The 19,143-nt window shown below is 71.3% G+C and carries 18 protein-coding genes; 13 read left to right on the forward strand and 5 right to left on the reverse strand.

Going from position 1 to position 19,143, the window contains the following annotated elements:
* The first annotated feature begins 17 nt into the window (after positions 1-17).
* Positions 18-494, forward strand: coding sequence for a hypothetical protein (locus HEP81_RS06895; RefSeq protein WP_037654735.1), 477 nt, complete (start codon positions 18-20; stop codon positions 492-494).
* 223 nt (positions 495-717) lie between these two features.
* Here the strand turns inward: HEP81_RS06895 and HEP81_RS06900 are convergent, their stop codons facing one another.
* Complete coding sequence (locus HEP81_RS06900; protein WP_037654734.1) at positions 718-1,302, reverse strand: adenylosuccinate lyase; 585 nt, start codon at positions 1,300-1,302, stop codon at positions 718-720.
* 400 nt (positions 1,303-1,702) lie between these two features.
* Between HEP81_RS06900 and HEP81_RS06905 the strand changes: the two genes are divergently transcribed.
* From HEP81_RS06905 to HEP81_RS06935, 7 genes are all read left to right on the forward strand, one after another.
* Positions 1,703-3,505 (forward strand): 3-hydroxyacyl-CoA dehydrogenase family protein, encoded by a 1,803-nt coding sequence (locus tag HEP81_RS06905; RefSeq protein WP_037654733.1) that lies wholly within the window; start codon positions 1,703-1,705, stop codon positions 3,503-3,505.
* A gap of 157 nt (positions 3,506-3,662) precedes the next feature.
* Complete coding sequence (locus HEP81_RS06910) at positions 3,663-4,481, forward strand: TetR family transcriptional regulator (RefSeq protein WP_243279302.1); 819 nt, start codon at positions 3,663-3,665, stop codon at positions 4,479-4,481.
* A gap of 464 nt (positions 4,482-4,945) precedes the next feature.
* Positions 4,946-6,283, forward strand: a complete 1,338-nt coding sequence (gene ccrA, locus HEP81_RS06915; RefSeq protein ID WP_172624596.1) for a crotonyl-CoA carboxylase/reductase — start codon at positions 4,946-4,948, stop codon at positions 6,281-6,283.
* A gap of 9 nt (positions 6,284-6,292) precedes the next feature.
* Positions 6,293-8,320, forward strand: a complete 2,028-nt coding sequence (locus HEP81_RS06920) for a protein meaA (protein WP_037654729.1) — start codon at positions 6,293-6,295, stop codon at positions 8,318-8,320.
* Positions 8,317-9,282, forward strand: coding sequence for an HpcH/HpaI aldolase/citrate lyase family protein (locus HEP81_RS06925; RefSeq protein ID WP_037654727.1), 966 nt, complete (start codon positions 8,317-8,319; stop codon positions 9,280-9,282). Before HEP81_RS06920 ends, HEP81_RS06925 begins: the two co-directional genes overlap by 4 nt.
* A gap of 5 nt (positions 9,283-9,287) precedes the next feature.
* Positions 9,288-9,800 (forward strand): MaoC family dehydratase, encoded by a 513-nt coding sequence (locus tag HEP81_RS06930; RefSeq protein ID WP_037654726.1) that lies wholly within the window; start codon positions 9,288-9,290, stop codon positions 9,798-9,800.
* A complete protein-coding gene (locus HEP81_RS06935; protein ID WP_037654725.1) occupies positions 9,800-11,005 on the forward strand; it encodes an acyl-CoA dehydrogenase family protein in 1,206 nt (401 codons plus the stop codon). The genes HEP81_RS06930 and HEP81_RS06935 overlap by 1 nt, the downstream gene beginning before the upstream one ends.
* A gap of 36 nt (positions 11,006-11,041) precedes the next feature.
* Here HEP81_RS06935 and HEP81_RS42110 read toward each other — a convergent pair whose 3' ends face one another.
* Complete coding sequence (locus HEP81_RS42110; RefSeq protein WP_256638473.1) at positions 11,042-11,167, reverse strand: hypothetical protein; 126 nt, start codon at positions 11,165-11,167, stop codon at positions 11,042-11,044.
* Positions 11,168-11,185: 18 nt separating this feature from the next.
* Between HEP81_RS42110 and HEP81_RS06940 the strand changes: the two genes are divergently transcribed.
* Together HEP81_RS06940 and pssA are read left to right on the forward strand one after the other, a co-directional pair.
* Positions 11,186-11,842, forward strand: a complete 657-nt coding sequence (locus HEP81_RS06940) for a phosphatidylserine decarboxylase (RefSeq protein ID WP_078967312.1) — start codon at positions 11,186-11,188, stop codon at positions 11,840-11,842.
* 22 nt (positions 11,843-11,864) lie between these two features.
* A complete protein-coding gene (pssA, locus tag HEP81_RS06945) occupies positions 11,865-12,683 on the forward strand; it encodes a CDP-diacylglycerol--serine O-phosphatidyltransferase (RefSeq protein WP_037654721.1) in 819 nt (272 codons plus the stop codon).
* 161 nt (positions 12,684-12,844) lie between these two features.
* Here the strand turns inward: pssA and HEP81_RS06950 are convergent, their stop codons facing one another.
* Positions 12,845-13,981: a glycerate kinase gene (locus HEP81_RS06950; RefSeq protein ID WP_037654719.1), complete on the reverse strand. Its 1,137-nt coding sequence runs from the start codon at positions 13,979-13,981 to the stop codon at positions 12,845-12,847.
* A 174-nt stretch (positions 13,982-14,155) separates the two neighbouring features.
* Between HEP81_RS06950 and HEP81_RS06955 the strand changes: the two genes are divergently transcribed.
* The 3 genes from HEP81_RS06955 to HEP81_RS06965 all read left to right on the forward strand — a co-directional run bounded on the left by HEP81_RS06955 (position 14,156) and on the right by HEP81_RS06965 (position 16,561).
* Entirely contained in the window at positions 14,156-15,274 is a 1,119-nt protein-coding gene (locus tag HEP81_RS06955; protein WP_051850109.1) for an ADP-ribosylglycohydrolase family protein, read from the forward strand.
* On the forward strand, positions 15,258-15,752 hold the full coding sequence (locus HEP81_RS06960; protein WP_037654717.1) for an NUDIX domain-containing protein: 495 nt from the start codon (positions 15,258-15,260) through the stop codon (positions 15,750-15,752). The genes HEP81_RS06955 and HEP81_RS06960 overlap by 17 nt, the downstream gene beginning before the upstream one ends.
* Before the next feature lie 71 nt (positions 15,753-15,823).
* Positions 15,824-16,561: an SIR2 family NAD-dependent protein deacylase gene (locus HEP81_RS06965; protein ID WP_037654713.1), complete on the forward strand. Its 738-nt coding sequence runs from the start codon at positions 15,824-15,826 to the stop codon at positions 16,559-16,561.
* An 84-nt stretch (positions 16,562-16,645) separates the two neighbouring features.
* Here the strand turns inward: HEP81_RS06965 and HEP81_RS06970 are convergent, their stop codons facing one another.
* Together HEP81_RS06970 and HEP81_RS06975 are read right to left on the reverse strand one after the other, a co-directional pair.
* Positions 16,646-18,133, reverse strand: coding sequence for a DNA-3-methyladenine glycosylase 2 (locus HEP81_RS06970; protein ID WP_154822190.1), 1,488 nt, complete (start codon positions 18,131-18,133; stop codon positions 16,646-16,648).
* Between the two features lie 67 nt (positions 18,134-18,200).
* Entirely contained in the window at positions 18,201-19,070 is an 870-nt protein-coding gene (locus tag HEP81_RS06975) for a methylenetetrahydrofolate reductase (RefSeq protein ID WP_051850422.1), read from the reverse strand.
* Positions 19,071-19,143 lie beyond the last annotated feature (73 nt).

Genomic DNA, 19,143 nt, shown 5'->3' on the forward strand with positions numbered 1-19,143 from the left:
CAGGAGGGGGCAGCCGCATGGTGATCAAGTCCAGGGGCGTGGTGGCCGCGATGGCCGGTGTGGCGGTGCTGGCCGCCGCGTCGGCGGCGACCGCGACGGCCGCCCAGAGCGCGCGACCGGCCGGCGCCGCGGCCTCCTGCGGTACGAGCATCGATCCCAACACCCGGATCCCGAGCGGCCGTCGGCACACCGGCCCGACCCTGCGGATCGGCGGGGCCACGGTCAAGGTGCGCTACGGCAACGCGAAGCAGGGCGCGCCGTACTACGTGTGGGCGGCGGTCTCCGGCGCGAGCAAGGGCGACCCGGTCGCCCTGGAGTGGGATGTCGACTACGGCTCGTGGGCGGACTTCGGTGTCTGCTCGGCGACCGTGCACTCGGGCGGCACGCAGAACACCCGCGCGGTCAAGTATGTGCACGGCAAGGGCTGGCATCTGGAGGCGCAGGCCTGCGGGCGGCACGCCGGGCACCGGGCGTGCACCGCGTACTGGCCCTGATCGCCCGAGCCGTGTGATCGCACAAGCCGCGGGCCGGGCGCCGAACCGCCCGGCCCGCCGTCACCCGCCCCCGCCACCGGAGCCCGATCAGGCCACCTCCGCCACCGGAGCCCGAAGGCCACGCCCGTCACCAGGGCCCGTTCAGGTCACGCCCGTCGCCGGAGCCCGACCAGGCCGCGCCCGCCACCGGGCCCCGATCGGCCCGAGCGCCCGCCCCGCTCCGTCAGCCGGTCCGCCGCTCCTTGGGCAGCCGGGCCAGCGCGTGCACCGCCGCCTCCGCGAGCGCCGGATGGGCGAGAGCCTCCGTGAGGACGCGCCGGGCGCGGCCGTCGCCGAGGATGCCGAGGCCCTCCACACAGGCGAGGGAGACCCGCCGGTACGGATCGTGCGGGCGCAGCCGGCGCTCCAGGGTGGTGATCAGCGCGGGCACGGACTCGGGGGCGCGCAGCACGACGAGGAGCCGTACCGGGTGCAGGGCGTAGGCGACACGGAGTTCATTGGTGGCGAGGGCGGCGGCCGCGCGGGCGGTGCGGGGGTCGCCGAGCCGGGCCAGCGCGTGCGCGGCGCCGGCGCAGCGCGGGGGGTCGCGATGGTTGAGGAGGAGCACCAGGGACTCGAAGGCGCGCCGGTCGCCCGCGCGGCCGAGCCGGAAGGCGGCCAACTCCCTGGCCCACAGCGGCTGTCCGGGCGCGGTGAGGACCTCCGCCAGTTCGTCCAGGTCCTCGGTCGCCAGCAGGGCGTCGAAGGCCGCCGAGCCTCCCGATTCCTGCCGTAAGCGTTCCGTGACCGATCGCAACTCTTCGTCCACGGCATCAGGTTAAGCATGTTGCGGGGGCAACGGGAGGCACCTCGCACACAAAGAACCCTTCGGGGGACTGGCGCGCTCGTTACCCACCGGTTAAGCTCATACGAGCGAGCAACCCTCTCGCACTCCGCTGGTGACGGTCTGGTGACGCGGCCGTCGCGGGCAAGGAACGATTCGGTACGTCATGTGCGCCTCGTGCGCCAAGTACCGCGAGTACGACCCGGCTTGGGACAGAGCCGGTCGGAAGACATCGCCAACGACGGGCGTGTGCACGCCCGTCGGCACCGGTACCGGGCGTGTGCGCTCGTCAGCCCGGCAACACCCGCACTCCTTCGCGCTCCGTGGTGCGCCTTCGGCGCACCCGGCGCTTCCTCGTCGTCACCCTCATACCTGGAGTCCCGCGATGGCCACTCCCCTGTCCGACACCCCTCTGTCCCTCAAGAAGATCGCCGTCGTCGGCCTCGGCACGATGGGCACCGGCATCACCGAGGTCCTCGTGCAGGCCGGCCGCGAGGTCGTCGGCATCGACGTCGACGAGGCCCAGGCCGCCCGCGCGCTGGCCGCCCTGGAGGCGTCCACCGCCCGCTCCGTCGAGCGCGGCCGGCTGACCGAGGCGGAGCGCACGGACGCCCTCGCCCGGCTGCGCACCGCCACCGATCTGACCGCGGCGGCCGACGCCGACCTGGTGATCGAGGTGGTCCCGGAGTCCTACGAGATCAAGCACCAGATCTTCCGTGAACTGGACGGCGTCGTCCGCCCGGAGACCATCCTCGCCACCGGCACCAACGCGCTGTCGGTGACCCGGCTCGCCGCCGACTCGGCCCGCCCCGAGCGCGTGCTCGGCCTGCACTTCTTCAACCCGGCCCCGGCCATGAAGCTGGTGGAGGTCGTCTCCTCGGTGCTGACCGCGCCGCAGGTCGTCGCCGCCGTCACAAACCTCGCCCTCGACCTGGGCAAGGAGCCCGTCGCGGTCGGCGACCGCCCCGGCTTCGTCGCCGACGGCCTGCTGTTCGGCTACCTCAACCAGGCCGCCGCGATGTACGAGGCCCGCTACGCCTCCCGCGAGGACATCGACGCGGCGATGCGGCTGGGCTGCGGTCTGCCGATGGGCCCGCTGGCGCTGCTCGACCTGATCGGCATCGACACCGCGCGCACCGTCCTTGACGCCATGTACGCCGAGTCCCGCGACCGGCTGCACGCCCCCGCCCCGATCCTCAAGCAGCTCAGCGAGGCGGGCCTGACCGGCCGCAAGTCCGGGCGCGGCTTCTACACCTACGAGGCGCCGGGCAGCGCCACCGTGGTGCCGGACCCGCTGACCCCGGCGGCGGACGGCGCGGGCGTCGCGGGCCGCGAGGTCCGCTCGGTGGGCGTCGCCGGCTCCGGCACCATGGCCTCCGGCATCGCCGAGGTGTTCGCCAAGGCGGGCTACGACGTCGTCCTGGCCGCGCGCAGCGAGGAGAAGGCCGAGGCGGCCAAGGCCCGGATCGGCAAGTCGCTGGCGCGCTCCGTGGACAAGGGCCGGCTGACCGCCGAGGCGGCCGCCCAGACTCTGGAGCGGATCACCCCGGCCGGTTCCTACGACGCGTTCGCGGACGTCGACCTGGCCGTCGAGGCGGTCGCCGAGGACCTGGAGGTCAAGCGGCAGCTCTTCCAGGCGCTGGACAAGGTCTGCAAGCCCGGCGCGGTGCTCGCCACCACGACCTCCTCGCTGCCCGTCGTCGCCTGCGCCCGCGCCACCTCGCGCCCGCAGGACGTGATCGGCATGCACTTCTTCAACCCGGCCCCGGCCATGAAGCTGGTCGAGGTCGTGCGCACGGTGCTGACCGCCGACGAGGTGCACGCCACCGTCCGCGAGGTCTGCCGCACCATCCGCAAGCACGCGGTGGACTGCGGCGACCGGGCCGGCTTCATCGTCAACGCGCTGCTGTTCCCGTACCTGAACAACGCGGTGAAGATGGTCGAGGAGCACTACGCGACGCTGGACGACATCGACGCGGCGATGCGGCTCGGCGGCGGCTACCCGATGGGCCCGTTCGAACTGCTGGACGTGGTCGGTCTGGATGTCTCGCTGGCCATCGAGAAGGTGCTGCACCGTGAGTTCCGCGACCCCGGTCTCGCCCCGGCCCCGCTCCTGGAGCATCTGGTGGCCGCGGGCTGCCTCGGCCGCAAGACCGGCCGCGGCTTCCGCGAGTATGCCCGCCGCTGACGGCGTCGGCGACTGGTCCCCCGCGGCGACGGACGCGGAGACGGACTGGGGCGGGCTGCTCGACCCCGCCATGGCTCCCCCGCCAGGCCCTTCGGGGCCTGGCGGGGCAAACCGGACTCCCGCGCATGGCAGCGCGTCCATGCAGTACGTTCGGGTCATGTCCCAGCCCGCCAAGTCCTCACGTACACCAGCTACGCCCGACGCGCCGGAAAGTGCCGCAGGCAGTCGCGCCGCCGCCCAGCGGCTCAAGATGCGCCGAGAACTGGCGGCCGCAGCCATGGAGCTGTTCGCGACCAAGGGCTACGAGGCCACCACCGTCGACGAGATCGCGGCGGCGGCCGGGGTCGCCCGCCGCACCTTCTTCCGCCACTTCCGCTCCAAGGAAGAGGCGATCTTCCCGGACCACGACGACACCCTGGTCCGCGCCGAGGCGGTCCTCAACGCCGCTCCGGCGCACGAGCACCCCCTCGACACGGTGTGCCGGGGCATCAAAGAGGTCATGCGGATGTACGCGGCGCACCCGGACATCTCCGTGGCCCGTTACCGGCTGACGCGCGAGGTGCCCACCCTGCGCGAGGCCGAGATCGCCTCCGTGGCCCGCTACGAGCGCCTGTTCACCCGCTATCTGCTCGGCCACTTCGACGAGCGCGCGCACGCGGACGACGCCAATGACGACCCGTTGCTGGCCGAGGTCGCCGCCTCCGCCGTCGTCACCGCGCACAACCATGTGCTGCGGCGCTGGCTGCGCGCGGACGGCCGGGGCGATGTGGAGGCGCAGCTCGACCACGCGTTCGCGATCGTCCGCAAGACCTTCGGCACCGGGATCGGCGCCGGACGGAGCACGGCCGCCCGGCCGGCCGCCACCACCCCGGCGACGGTGTCCCCGCACGGCGAGGTGCTCGTCACCGTCGCCCGTACCGACGCCCCCCTCGAAGAGGTCATGCGCACCATCGAGGAGGCGCTGAAGGAGCGCTGAACCCGCTCCGCCACTGCTCCACGGCTGCTCGACCCTGCTCCGCCGCTGTGATGACGGCCACCCTTCGGGGTGGCCGTTTTGCCATGTCAGGGGCCCTTTTCCAGCGGATTTCGGAGGCCGTTCGATCGATCATCGCTCATTTGTTACGTAAAGATTTCATCTGAGAGGAACTTCTGGCACTCAGTGCCTTGTCACCTGACACGCGGTGTCATACGTTGAAGAGGTCCGGGCGGCCGGCGAGCAGCGACCATTCGTTCGCCGGCTGTCCCCGCAAGCCTCATGGCCCGCGCGCCCGGACGCCTGCGTCACAGGCAACCTCCCGCGCCACAAAGCGCTGCCGAAGCACCACCGAGCCGAACCGACGGCACTTTTCACCACACCCTCAGCAGCACGCACCAGAGCACCGACGAAACCTCAAGCGCCCCTCCCTCAGGGCGCTCACCGCCGGAGGCAATACCGTGACCGTGAAGGACATTCTCGACGCGATCCAGTCGAAGGACGCGACGTCCGCCGACTTCGCCGCACTGCCGCTCCCCGAGTCCTACCGGGCGATCACCGTGCACAAGGACGAGACGGAGATGTTCGCGGGCCTGAAGACCCGTGACAAGGACCCGCGCAAGTCGATCCACCTGGACGACGTCCCCGTGCCCGAGCTCGGGCCGGGTGAGGCCCTGGTGGCCGTGATGGCCTCCTCGGTCAACTACAACTCGGTGTGGACCTCGATCTTCGAGCCGTTGTCCACGTTCGGGTTCCTGGAGCGCTACGGCCGCACCAACGAGCTGGCCAAGCGCCACGACCTGCCGTACCACATCATCGGCTCCGACCTCGCGGGCGTCGTCCTGCGCACCGGCCCCGGCGTCAACGCCTGGAAGCCCGGCGACGAGGTCGTGGCCCACTGCCTCTCGGTGGAGCTGGAGTCCTCCGACGGCCACAACGACACGATGCTCGACCCCGAGCAGCGCATCTGGGGCTTCGAGACCAACTTCGGCGGCCTCGCCGAGATCGCCCTGGTCAAGTCCAATCAGCTGATGCCGAAGCCGGGCCACCTCAGCTGGGAGGAGGCCGCCGCCCCCGGTCTGGTCAACTCCACCGCCTACCGGCAGCTGGTGTCCCGCAACGGCGCCGGCATGAAGCAGGGCGACAACGTCCTCATCTGGGGCGCGAGCGGCGGACTCGGCTCGTACGCCACGCAGTTCGCGCTGGCCGGTGGCGCCAACCCGATCTGTGTCGTCTCCAGCGACCAGAAGGCGGACATCTGCCGGTCGATGGGCGCCGAGGCGATCATCGACCGCAACGCCGAGGGCTACAAGTTCTGGAAGGACGAGACCACCCAGGACCCCAAGGAGTGGAAGCGCTTCGGCAAGCGCATCCGCGAGCTCACCGGCGGCGAGGACATCGACATCGTCTTCGAGCACCCCGGCCGCGAGACCTTCGGCGCCAGCGTCTTCGTCACCCGCAAGGGCGGCACCATCACCACCTGCGCCTCGACCTCGGGCTATATGCACGAGTACGACAACCGCTACCTGTGGATGTCCCTGAAGCGGATCATCGGCTCGCACTTCGCCAACTACCGCGAGGCCTGGGAGGCCAACCGCCTCATCGCCAAGGGCAAGATCCACCCGACCCTGTCGAAGGTGTACTCCCTGGAGGACACCGGCCAGGCCGCCTACGACGTCCACCGCAACCTGCACCAGGGCAAGGTCGGCGTCCTGTGCCTCGCCCCCGAGGAAGGCCTCGGCGTGCGCGACGAGGAGCTGCGGGCCGAGCACATCGACGCCATCAACCGTTTCCGGAACATCTGAGAGCCGTAGATGACAGAGCGTCAGAAAGATCGTCCGTGGCTGATGCGGACGTACGCCGGCCACTCGACGGCCGAGGCGTCCAACGAGCTGTACCGGCGCAATCTCGACAAGGGCCAGACGGGTCTGTCGGTGGCGTTCGACCTGCCGACGCAGACCGGCTACGACCCCGACCACATCCTCGCCCGCGGCGAGGTCGGCCGGGTGGGCGTGCCCGTCTCGCACGTCGGTGACATGCGCCGGCTGTTCCAGGACATCCCCCTGGAGCAGATGAACACCTCGATGACGATCAACGCCACCGCCATGTGGCTGCTGGCGCTCTACCAGGTCGTCGCCGAGGAGCAGGGCGCGGACATCACCAAGCTCCAGGGCACGACCCAGAACGACATCGTCAAGGAGTACCTGTCCCGCGGCACGCACGTCTTCCCGCCGGGACCCTCGCTCCGCCTGACGACGGACATGATCGCGTACACGGTCTCCCACATCCCGAAGTGGAACCCGATCAACATTTGCAGCTACCACCTGCAAGAGGCCGGGGCCACGCCGGTGCAGGAGATCGCGTACGCGATGTCCACCGCGATCGCCGTGCTGGACGCCGTGCGCGACGGCGGCCAGGTGCCGCAGGAGCGCATGGGCGACGTGGTCGCGCGCATCTCCTTCTTCGTGAACGCGGGCGTCCGCTTCGTCGAGGAGATGTGCAAGATGCGGGCGTTCGGCCGCATCTGGGACCAGGTCACCCGCGAGCGGTACGGCATCGAGAACCCCAAGCAGCGCCGCTTCCGCTACGGCGTCCAGGTCAACTCCCTCGGCCTGACCGAGGCACAGCCGGAGAACAACGTCCAGCGGATCGTGCTGGAGATGCTGGCCGTGACGCTGTCCAAGGACGCCCGCGCCCGTGCCGTCCAGCTCCCGGCCTGGAACGAGGCGCTCGGCCTGCCCCGCCCCTGGGACCAGCAGTGGAGCCTGCGCATCCAGCAGGTGCTCGCCTACGAGAGCGATCTGCTGGAGTACGAGGACATCTTCGACGGCTCGAAGGTGATCGAGGCCAAGGTGGCGCAGCTGGTCACCGACTCCCTCGCGGAGATGGCGCGGATCGAGGAGATGGGCGGCGCGATGGCGGCCGTCGAGTCCGGCTATCTGAAGTCCCAGCTGGTCTCCTCGCACGCCGAGCGCCGGGCCCGGATCGAGTCGGGCGACGAGAAGATCATCGGGGTCAACGCCTTCGAGGGCACCGAGCCCAACCCGCTCACCGCCGACCTGGACACCGCGATCCAGACGGTGGACCCGGCGGTCGAGGCCCAGGTCATCGCCTCGCTCCAGCGGTGGCGGGACACCCGCTACCAGCCGCCGTTCAACCACCCGCGCCCCTGCAAGGCGCTGGAGCGGCTGAAGGAGGCCGCCCGGGGCACCGCCAACCTGATGGAGGCCACCCTGGAGTGCGCCCGCGCCGGGGCCACGACCGGCGAGTGGGCGGGGGCGCTGCGCGAGGTGTTCGGCGAGTACCGGGCGCCCACCGGGGTCTCGTCCGCGCCGGTGGCCGTCCCCGTCGAGGCCGGCTCGGCGCTCGCCGAGGTCCGCGCCAAGGTGGACGCCACCGCCCGCGACCTGGGCGTCGGCAAGCTGCGCTTCCTGGTCGGCAAGCCGGGCCTTGACGGGCACTCCAACGGCGCCGAGCAGATCGCCGTGCGCGCCCGCGACGCCGGCTTCGAGGTGGTCTACCAGGGCATCCGGCTCACCCCGGAGCAGATCGTGGACGCGGCCCTCGCCGAGGACGTGCACGCGGTCGGCCTGTCGATCCTGTCCGGCTCGCACGCCCAGCTGGTCCCGGACGTGCTCCAGCGCCTGCGTGTGGCGGGTGCCACAGATATTCCGGTGATCGCAGGTGGCATCATCCCGAACGGGGACGCCGAGCAGCTCAGGGAGGCCGGAGTGGCCGCCGTCTTCACCCCGAAGGACTTCGACATCACCGGGATCATCGGCCGCATCGTCGACGAGATCCGGACCGCGAACAAGCTCGACCCCCTGGAGGTCCCCGCATGACCGCCCCCGTCAACCGTCTCCGTCCCCGGCGTTCGTGCCTCGCCGTACCGGGCAGCAACCCCCGCTTCCTGGAGAAGGCGCAGGGCCTGCCGGCGGACCAGGTGTTCCTGGACCTGGAGGACGCGTGCGCCCCGCTCGCCAAGCCCGAGGCGCGGCACACCATCGTCAAGTTCCTCAACGAGGGTGACTGGACGGGCAAGACGCGGGTGGTCCGCGTCAACGACTGGACGACCGAGTGGACGTACCGCGATGTCGTGACGGTCGTCGAGGGCGCCGGTCCGAACCTCGACTGCATCATGCTGCCGAAGGTGCAGAACGCCGAGCAGATCGTGGCGCTCGACCTGCTGCTCACCCAGATCGAGAAGACGATGGGCTTCGAGGTCGGCCGGATCGGCATCGAGGCGCAGATCGAGAACGCGCAGGGCCTGAACAACGTCAACGCGATCGCGGCGGCCTCCCCGCGCATCGAGACCATCATCTTCGGCCCGGCCGACTTCATGGCCTCCATCAACATGAAGTCCCTGGTCGTGGGCGAGCAGCCGCCCGGCTACCCGGCGGACGCCTACCACTACATCCTGATGAAGATCCTGATGGCCGCCCGCGCCAACGACCTCCAGGCGATCGACGGCCCCTACCTCCAGATCCGCAACGTCGACGGCTACCGCGCGGTCGCGCAGCGCGCCGCGGCCCTCGGCTTCGACGGCAAGTGGGTGCTGCACCCGGGCCAGGTCGAGGCCTCCAACGAGATCTTCTCGCCCTCCCAGGAGGACTACGACCACGCCGAGCTGATCCTGGACGCGTACGACTACTACACGTCCGAGGCCGGCGGCAAGAAGGGCTCCGCGATGCTCGGCGACGAGATGATCGACGAGGCCAGCCGCAAGATGGCCCTGGTCATCTCCGGCAAGGGGCGCGCGGCCGGCATGCGCCGCACCACCAAGTTCGAGATCCCGGAGGCCTGAGCGCGATGCAGTTCGGACGCACCTACGAGGAGTTCGAGGTCGGGGCGACGTACAAGCACTGGCCGGGCAAGACGGTCACGGAGTACGACGACCATCTGTTCTGTCTCCTCACCATGAACCACCACCCGCTCCACATGGACACCAACTACGCGGAGAAGACGACCGACTTCGGCAAGAACGTCGTCGTCGGGAACTACATCTACTCGCTGCTGCTCGGTATGTCCGTGCCGGACATCTCCGGCAAGGCGATCGCCAACCTGGAGATCGAGTCGCTCAAGCACGTGGCGCCGACCTTCCACGGCGACACGATCTACGGCCAGACGACCGTGCTGGACAAGTGGCCTTCGAAGTCGAAGAACGACCGCGGCATCGTCTACGTCGAGACCAAGGGCTACAAGCAGGACGGCACCCTGGTGTGCGTCTTCCGCCGCAAGGTGATGGTGCCGACCGAGACGTACATCAAGGAGCGCGGCGGCGAGCAGCCGGGCCGCCCGGAGCCGAAGCAGCAGGAGAAGTGATGGCGCGCCTCGCCCAGACCGCCGGTCTGACCGACGTCCAGCAGGAGATCCTCTCCACCGTCCGGGACTTCGTCGACAAGGAGATCATCCCGGTCGCGACCGAGCTGGAGCACCGCGACGAGTACCCGCAGCAGATCGTGGACGGCCTCAAGGAGCTGGGCCTGTTCGGTCTGATGATCCCCGAGGAGTACGGGGGTCTGGGCGAGTCGCTGCTCACCTACGCACTATGCGTGGAGGAGATCGCCCGTGGCTGGATGTCGGTGTCCGGCATCATCAACACCCACTTCATCGTCGCGTACATGCTCAAGCAGCACGGCACGCAGGAGCAGAAGGACCACTTCCTGCCGCGGATGGCGGCCGGTGACATCCGGGGCGCCTTCTCGATGTCCGAGCCGGCGCTCGGCTCCGATGTGTCGGCGATCAGCTCCAAGGCGGTCAAGGACGGCGACGAGTACGTCCTGACCGGCCAGAAGATGTGGCTGACCAACGGCGGCACGTCGTCCCTCGTGGCCGTCCTGGTGCGCAGCGACGAGGGCCACCCGCAGGGCACGGCCCCGCACAAGTCCATGACCACCTTCCTGGTCGAGAAGGAGCCGGGCTTCGGCGAGGTCCGCCCGGGCCTCACCATCCCCGGCAAGATCGAGAAGATGGGCTACAAGGGCGTCGACACCACCGAGCTGATCATGGACGGGCTGCGGATCCCGGCCGATCGGGTGCTCGGCGGCGTCACCGGCCGGGGTTTTTACCAAATGATGGACGGCGTGGAGGTCGGCCGGGTCAATGTCGCGGCCCGTGGCTGCGGTGTCGCCCAGCGCGCCTTCGAGCTGGGTGTGCGGTACGCCCAGCAGCGGCACACCTTCGGCAAGGCGATCGCCCAGCACCAGGCCATCCAGTTCAAGCTGGCCGAGATGGCGACCAAGGTCGAGGCAGCCCACGCGATGATGGTCAACGCGGCACGCAAAAAGGACTCCGGGCAGCGGAACGACCTGGAGGCCGGCATGGCGAAGTACCTCGCCTCCGAGTACTGCAAGGAGGTCGTGGAGGACGCCTTCCGCATCCACGGCGGGTACGGTTTCTCCAAGGAGTACGAGATCGAGCGCCTGTATCGTGAGGCGCCGATGCTGCTCATCGGTGAAGGTACCGCCGAGATCCAGAAAATGATCATCGGTCGCAGGTTGCTCGAAGAGTATCGGTTCCAGGGCTGATTGTCCGCATACGGGGTGTTTTCTTCGAGGGGAAGATCACACCCCGTAGAGGTTGTTCAGCCGGTCTTCGGCCGCCGACTCGGCTTCCTGGCTTGCCCAGTTGTGGCCCGCGACCGGTACGATCCCCGGAAAGCCGCCGTCCCCCGTCTTGCGCGGCATCATCCGCTACGAAGGTCATCCATGCCCCACAGCCAAACCTCTGCACCTCGCGACAGCCGAGCCGGCGTACGCCTCGCGCGCGGAGCATCGCCGTGGCTTCTCCCGACCGTCGCCACCGCAGCCCTCAGCCTGGCCCGCGCCCGCCGCTCGGGTGCCGCCAAGGCCGTCGCCGTGCCCGCCACCGCGCTCGCGGCGGGCATGCTGTGGTTCTTCCGCGACCCCGAGCGAGAGATCACCCAGGGCCGGGTCATCTCCCCGGCCGACGGTGTGGTGCAGAGCATCATGCCCTGGAAGGACGGCCGCACCCGCGTCGCCATCTTCATGAGCCCGCTCAATGTTCATGTCAACCGCGCGCCGCTCGCGGGCACGGTGACCTCGGTCGAGCACATCCCCGGCGGCTTTGTTCCGGCTTTCAACAAGGAGAGCGAGAACAACGAGCGCGTAGTCTGGCATTTCGACACCGAACTCGGCGACATCGAGATGATCCAGATCGCCGGTGCGGTGGCCCGCCGCATCGTGCCCTACCTCCCTTCGGGCACGAAGGTCGAGCAGGGCGACCGTATCGGTCTGATCCGCTTCGGCTCGCGTGTCGACCTCTACCTGCCCGAGGGCGTGGAGGTGGCGGTCGAGGTCGGTCAGAAGACCGTGGCTGGGGTGACTCGCATTGACCGTGATTGATCCGGAGACCCAGGCGAACTGGGTGCCCGAGGCCGACGAGGTGGACGAAGAGGAGGAGATGCCGCTCTCGCTCCGCCTGTCGATAGCGGACACCCTCACGCTCGGTAACGCCACGTGCGGGTTCATGGCGGTGTACTTCACCACCACCGGCATCCTGATCCCGCACCTCACCGGCAGCCAGGAATCCGGCATGGCCCGCCACAGCGCGGCCACGGCGGTCATCCTGATGCTCTGCGCGGCGGTGTTCGACCTCTTCGACGGTCTGGTGGCGCGCAAGCTGCGGTCCTCGCCGATGGGTGCGGAGCTGGACAACCTCTCCGACCTGATCAGCTTCGGCCTCGCGCCGGCGTACTTCGTCCTCGTCTACGGCATGGTCGCGGACGACGCGCATCAGAGAGTGGCGGCGCTCGGGGCAATCGTGGTGCTCCTGGCCGTCGTCCTGCGGCTCGCCCGCTTCTCGTGCGTGACGGTGAAGGACGGCGTGTTCCAGGGCATGCCCTCGCCGTTCGGCGCGCTCACCGTCGTCTCGATCGTGCTCCTGGAGCTGCCGTTCGTGGCGACGCTGCTGGCGATCGTCGGTACGGCGTGGCTGATGGTGAGCCGGGTGGAGTACCCGAAGCCGCGGGGGCGTCTGGCCGGGGCGATGCTGTCCTGGATCGTCCTGTCCATGGGTCTGCTGGCCGCCTGGGCGTTCGACGCGCCGAGCGGTCAGCTGCTCCTCCAGACGGGGTGTGCGCTCCAGCTGGTCATGGGCGCGGTGATCCCGCTGTTCGCCACGGCGCGACGGGTGAACAACTTCCGTGACAACCGGCGAGAAGCGCGGGCGACGCAGTTGCCGTGACGGCGTCTTGACGCAGGGCCCCGAATCCAGGGTTGGCTGGGTTCGGGGCCTTTGTCTTTCCGACCTCCGCTTGCCCACCCGCCCGTCCGAGACTCTCGGCTGGAAGGCGGGCATGACGGCATCGATCGGCCGGGAGCCCGGAAGGCGGGGCCCTCAGGGGGTCACACCAGCAGGTCCTCCGCGATGCGAGCCGCGAGGCGCTCCAGGATCGGGCCGGCGTCCGCGATGCAGCGGGAGACGTCGGGCTCGACGGACGTCAGGGGGTAGGCGCGGCTGATCCCGGCCGACCGCAGCGCACGGTCCTCCAGCGCCAGCCGCCCGCACACCGCCACGACCTCCTTGCCCGCCGCGCGCGCCGCCGCCGCCACGCCCGCCGGGGCCTTGCCGTGCAGCGTCTGCTCGTCCAGGGAGCCCTCACCGGTGATCACCAGGGACGCCCGGGACAGCGCGGGAGCGAAGCCGAGGACATCGAGCATGATCTCGATACCGGGCCGGAACCGCGCGCCGAGCAGCAGCGCGCCGTAGCCGATGCCACCCGCCGCCCCCGCGCCCGGCGCCGCCGCGTACTCCACCGCCCGCGCCCCGACCGAGTCCTCCAGCACCGCCACGTAGTGCCCGAGCGCCGCGTCCAGGGCCCGTACGTCCTCCGGCGAAGCCCCCTTCTGCGGACCGTACACCGCGGGCGCCCCCTTCGGGCCGGTCAGCGGGTTGTCGACGTCGCTGGCGAGCACCAGGGAGACCGAGGACAGCCGGGGGTCGAGAGCGGAGAGGTCGGCGCGGGCCAGACCGGCCAGACCGCCGCCCCCCGGCGGCACCGGCGCCCCGTCCTCCCCCAGGAACCGCGCCCCGAGCGCCGCCAGCATCCCGGCACCGCCGTCCGTCGTGGCGCTGCCGCCGACGCCGAACACGATCGTCCGCGCGCCCGCGTCCAGCGCGGCCCGCAGCAGCTCACCCGAGCCGTACGTGGACGCCGTCAGCGGTGCGAAGACCCCGGCCGGCAGCCGGTGCAGCCCGCTCGCCTCGGCCATCTCCACCACCGCGGTGCCCTCGCGCAGCGCGAACGCCGCCGTCACCGTCTCCCCCAGCGGCCCGGCCACCCGCACCTCGCGGCGCTCGAACCCGGCCGCGACCGCCGCCGCCACGGTCCCGTCGCCGCCGTCCGCGACGGGCAGCGCCTCGACCACCAGGTCCGGTACCACCCGGCGCAGCCCGGCCGTCACCCGCTCGGCGACCTGCACGGCCGTCAGCGAGCCCTTGAACTTGTCCGCGGCGATGAGTACCCGACGGCTCTCACCCACAGCTTCCGCCACCTTGCCATCCCCTTGCTCTCCGGGCCCCGCACGCGGCGGGACCGGTCGCGCCGCTGTGACCCTAACCTCGGCGCCCGCTCGCCGCCATGCCCCGACCACGGGCTGAGCAGGCCGGGGGCGGGAATCAGGAGCAGGTCCGGGGAAAACGGGTAGGCCCCTTGCATGAGCAGCGAGCGCCCCGCGCCCACCGGTCTCGCCGACCGGATCCACGGCGGCTGGCTCGGCCGGATCGCGGGCAACATGCTCGGCAAGCCGATCGAGCAGGGCGAGGTGTGGACCCGTACACGCATCGACCGGTATCTCGGCGGCTGTGGCGCGCTGCCGCTCACCGACTACCTGCCGGAGCCCGCCGACCCGGCCGACACCGCCATGCTGCGCCCCGAGTGGCGCTCCTGCGTGCGGGGCCGGATCCACGGCAGCTGCCGTGACGACGACGTGGACTACACGGTCCTCGGACTGCACCTGCTGGAGAGCCGCGGCTTCGGCTTCAGCACCGAGGACGTCGGCGAGCTGTGGCTGCTGCGGCTGCCGTACCTCCAGACCTTCACCGCGGAGCGTGCGGCGTACCGCAACCTCGCGAACGGGCTGCGGCCGCCGCTGACGGCGACGTACGACAACCCGTACCAGGAGTGGATCGGCGCGCTGATCCGCGCGGACGTCTTCGGCTGGGCCTGCCCCGGCGACCCCGGGCGCGCGGCCGGTCTGGCGCGCCGGGACGCCGTGCTGTCGCACACGGGCAACGGTGTCTACGGCGCCATGTTCGCGGCCGCGCTGATCGCGGCCGCCTTCACCGCGCCGACCGTGCGGGCCGCGCTGGAGAGCGCGCTCGGCGTGATCCCGGCGAGCAGCCGCCTCGCGCGTACCGTGCGCCGGGTCATGTCGCTGCACGAGGCCGGCCTCGGCTGGGCGGACACCGTGGACACCGCGACCGGGGAGAGTGCCGGGGGCTGGATCCACACGGTGCCGAACGCGGCCGTCCTCACCGCGGGGCTGCTGTACGGCGACGACGACTTCACCCGCACCCTCGCGCTGACCGTGCGCGGCGGTCTGGACACCGACTCCAACGGGGCGACGGCGGGCTCGGTGGCCGGGGTCCGCACCGGCGCCGCCGCACTGCCCGGCCATTGGAAGGATCCGCTCGATGACACGGTCCGCAGCGCGGTGTTCGGGTTCGACGGGGTGCGGATCAGTACGCTGGCCGAACGCACCGTGCGCCTGGCGCACGGCGGTTCGGGGGCCGGTCCGGCTGGATACCCTTCCCTCCATGACCTCCACCGCTGACTACGCCGCGTACATCGCCTCACTGCCCCGGGTGCTCGCCGGGGCCGCCGCGCTCTTCCGGGACGGAGCGGGCCGGGTGCTTCTGGTCGAGCCCAACTACCGCGAGGGATGGGGGCTTCCGGGCGGCACGGTGGAGTCGGACGGCGGGGAGACACCCCGGCAGGGGGCCCGGCGGGAGACGCTGGAGGAGATCGGGCTCGACCGGGCGCTCGGGCGGCTGCTCGCCGTGGACTGGGTGCCGGGGACGGGGCGGCCGCCGCTGGTGGCGTACGTGTACGACGGCGGGGTGCTCACCGAGGACGAGCTGGGCGCGATCCGGCTCCAGGAGGAGGAGCTGCTGTCCTGGCGGCTGGTCCCGCGCGAGGAGCTCGCCGCGCACCTCCCCGGTGCCCTCGGCCGCCGTGTCCTCGCCGCCCTGGACGCCCTCGCGGACGGCTCGGGACCGGCCGAGCTGGAGAACGGCCACCGGGTGGACTGACCGCGCGGCCGCACCGCCACCGCGCGCATATCCATTCGCCCTTCCCCACCCCGCGCCCTACCCTCGGGCCCATGGGCAAGCCTCTCGTGGCCATTCTCAGTGGCGCAGGTATCTCCACCGATTCAGGGATCCCCGACTACCGGGGCCCGAACGGGCTGTGGCGGCGGGATCCCGAGGCCGAGAAGCTCGTGACCTACGAGTACTACATGGGCGACCCGGAGATCCGCCGGCGGTCCTGGCGGATGCGCCGCGAGAACGGCGCCCTGCGTGCCGAACCCAACGCCGCCCACCGGGCCGTCGCCGAACTGGAGCGGTCCGGGGTACCGGTCCGGGTGATCACGCAGAACGTGGACGGGCTGCACCAGCTCGCCGGTACGTCCGCCCGCAAGGTGCTCGAACTGCACGGCACCGCCCGGGAGTTCCTCTGCACCCTGTGCCACACGCGCGGCCCGATGGCGGACGCCCTGGAGCGTCTGGAGGCCGGTGAGGACGATCCCCGGTGCCGGGAGTGCGGCGGCATCCTGAAGTCCGCCACCGTGATGTTCGGCGAACGCCTCGACCCGATGGTCCTCGGCCAGGCCGTGGCCGTCACCAAGGCCTGCCAGGTGTTCATCGCCGTCGGCAGCAGCCTCCAGGTCCAGCCCGCCGCCGGTCTCGCGGGTCTCGCCGCCGACCACGGCGCCCGCCTGATCATCGTCAACGCCGACCCCACGCCCTACGACGACCAGGCCGACGAGGTGATCCGCGAGCCCATCGGCACCGCGCTGCCCCGGCTGCTGGCCGCTCTGGCCGAGGACGCGACGGGCTGACTCAGAACAGGGCCGTGCCGCCGAGCGTCATGTACAGACGCAGGGACCGTCGGTCTCGGTGTGGCAGATCATCGCAGAACCCACTTACACAGGAAGGAAGTTGATCGGGTGGCTGTCGGTCGCCCACAGATACTGCACCGCGTACGCCCGCCACGGACGCCATGCCTCCGCACGCGCGATCAGCGCCGCGGGCGTCGACGGCAGCCCCAGCTCGGCGGCCGCGCGGCGGATACCGAGGTCGGTCGGCAGGAACGCGTCCGGATCACCGAAGGCACGCATGGCGATGACATCGACCGTCCAGGGCCCGAACCCGGGCAGCGCGAGCAGCCGGGCCCGGGCCTCCGCCCAGTCCGACTCCACTCCCAGGTGGAGGGTGCCGTCGGCGAGTTGACCCACCAGCGTGGTGAAGGTGGCGCGCCGGGTGCGGGGCATGGCCAGGGTGTCGGGGTTAAGGGCGGCCAGTGCCTGGGGCGAGGGGAAGAGGTGGGTGAGGCCGCCCTCGGGATCGTCCACGGGTGTGCCGTGCGCGGTGACGAGGCGGCCGGCGTGGGTGCGGGCGGCGGCCGTTGACACCTGCTGGCCGAGTACGGCCCGTACCGCGAACTCGGCCTCGTCCACCGTGCGGGGCACCCGGCGGCCCGGTGCCTTGTCGACCAGGGGGGCCAGCAGCGGATCGGTGCGCAGCCGGTCGTCGACCGCGACCGGGTCGGCGTCCAGGTCCAGCATCCGGCGGCAGCGGCTGATCGCCACGGCCAGGTCGCGCAGGTCGCTGAGGGTGAGCCGGCAGGCGATGTGGTCCGGGCGCGGGGCGAGGGCGGCGATCCCGTGCCCGTACGGCAGCCGCAGCGTGCGACGGTACGCACCGTCCCGCCACTCCTCCACGCCCGGTACGGCGGTGGCGGCGAGGTGGCCGAAGAGGTTGTCCGGGTTGAGCGGGGCACGGAACGGCAGCCGCAGGGACAGGGTGCCCGGGGTGGTCTCGCCCGCCGCCCGCCCGGCCGGCACCCGCCGGCGCAGCTCACTGGGGGACAGCGCGAAGACCTCGCGGACGGTGTCGTTGAAGGCGCGGATGGAGGAGAAACCGGCCGCGAAGGCGATCTCCGCCATGGGCAGCGGCGTGGTCTCGATGAGCAGCCGGGCGGTCTGGGCGCGCTGGGCGCGGGCCAGCGCCAACGGGCCCGCGCCCAGCTCGGCGAGCAGCTGCCGCTCGACCTGGCGGGTGCTGTAACCGAGCCGGGCGGCCAGGCCCGGCACACCCTCACGGTCCACGACCCCGTCCGTGATCAGGCGCATCGCACGGGCCACCAGATCAGCGCGCTGGTTCCACTCCGGGGAGCCGGGACTCGTGTCCGGGCGGCAGCGCTTGCAGGCGCGGAACCCGGCCTGCTGGCAGGCGGCCGCGCTCGGGTAGAACGTCATGTTCCCGGGCTTGGGCGGAACCACAGGGCAGCTGGGCCGGCAGTAGATCCGGGTGGTCAGCACGGCCGTGTAGAACCAACCGTCGAACCGCGCGTCCTTCGACTGCACGGCACGCACACAATGCTCCCGGTCGAAGTGCGTCGCTGTCTGCATGACTCCAGGATGACCAGGACCGAAGCGGCACGCTGGCGGAAATCCGACGCATAGGCCGGAGCGGCCGCTATCGGGTCCGCTCGCGGAATCCGCCGACCCATTCCGCCGTGGTGCGCAGCCCGCCGAACGTGTAGAAGTGCACCTTGACCACGCCGTGGCGGGCGGGGTCATAGCGTTCGCCGAGCGCGTGCAGAAAGCGGTCGGGGCCCGCCGTGCCCAGCAGGTTGGTCAGCGAGAAGCCGTATTTGCGGGCGACGGACGCGCTGGTGGTGACGCCGAAGCGGGTGGCGTAGCCGACGAGGCGGCGGATGCCGGCCGGGCCGGGGACGCCGATGCGGACGGGCAGGTCGACGCCCCGGGCGCGGACGGCCGCCAGCCAGTCGAGGACCGGGTCGGCGTCGAAGCCGAACTGGGTGATCACATCGCCGGTGAAGGGTCCGGCGCCGATGGCCCGCGCCTTGTCGGTGAGCGCCGACCACAGCGCGGGGCCGGATATCGCGGGGTGGCCCTCGGGGTAGCCGCTGATGCCGATGTGGCGCACCCCGTAGCGCTCCAGCAGTCCGGTGCGCAGGACGGCGAGGGCGTCCTCGTACGGCCCCTCGGGGCGGGCCGGGTCGCCGCCGACGACGAAGACGTTGTCCGCGGTGCCGTCCTCGGCGAGGCCCGCGAGGAACTCCTCCAGGGCGGCGGACGAGGGCAGCCGCCGGGCGGAGACGTGGGGCACGGGCACGAAGCCGAGCCCCCGGACCGCGCGGGCGGCGGCGAGCCGGGTGGCGTGGTCCTCACCGGCGAGGAAGGTGACGTTGATCCGGGTGCCCTGCGGGATGCTGCCCCGCGCCTCCTCCAGTGCGGGCACGTCCTTGCCGGTCATCTCCAGCGAGAAGTCGTCCAGCAGGTCGGTGCCCACCGCGGCGGGGGCGCTGACGGCGGGGTTCATCGGGCTCCTTGCGGCTCGGGCGCGGCGGCTCGCCTCTTCGGCATCGGCCTGTGGGCGCTTCGCGCGATGCTAC

Source organism: Streptomyces griseofuscus (assembly GCF_014673495.1).
Lineage (GTDB): Bacteria > Actinomycetota > Actinomycetes > Streptomycetales > Streptomycetaceae > Streptomyces > Streptomyces murinus.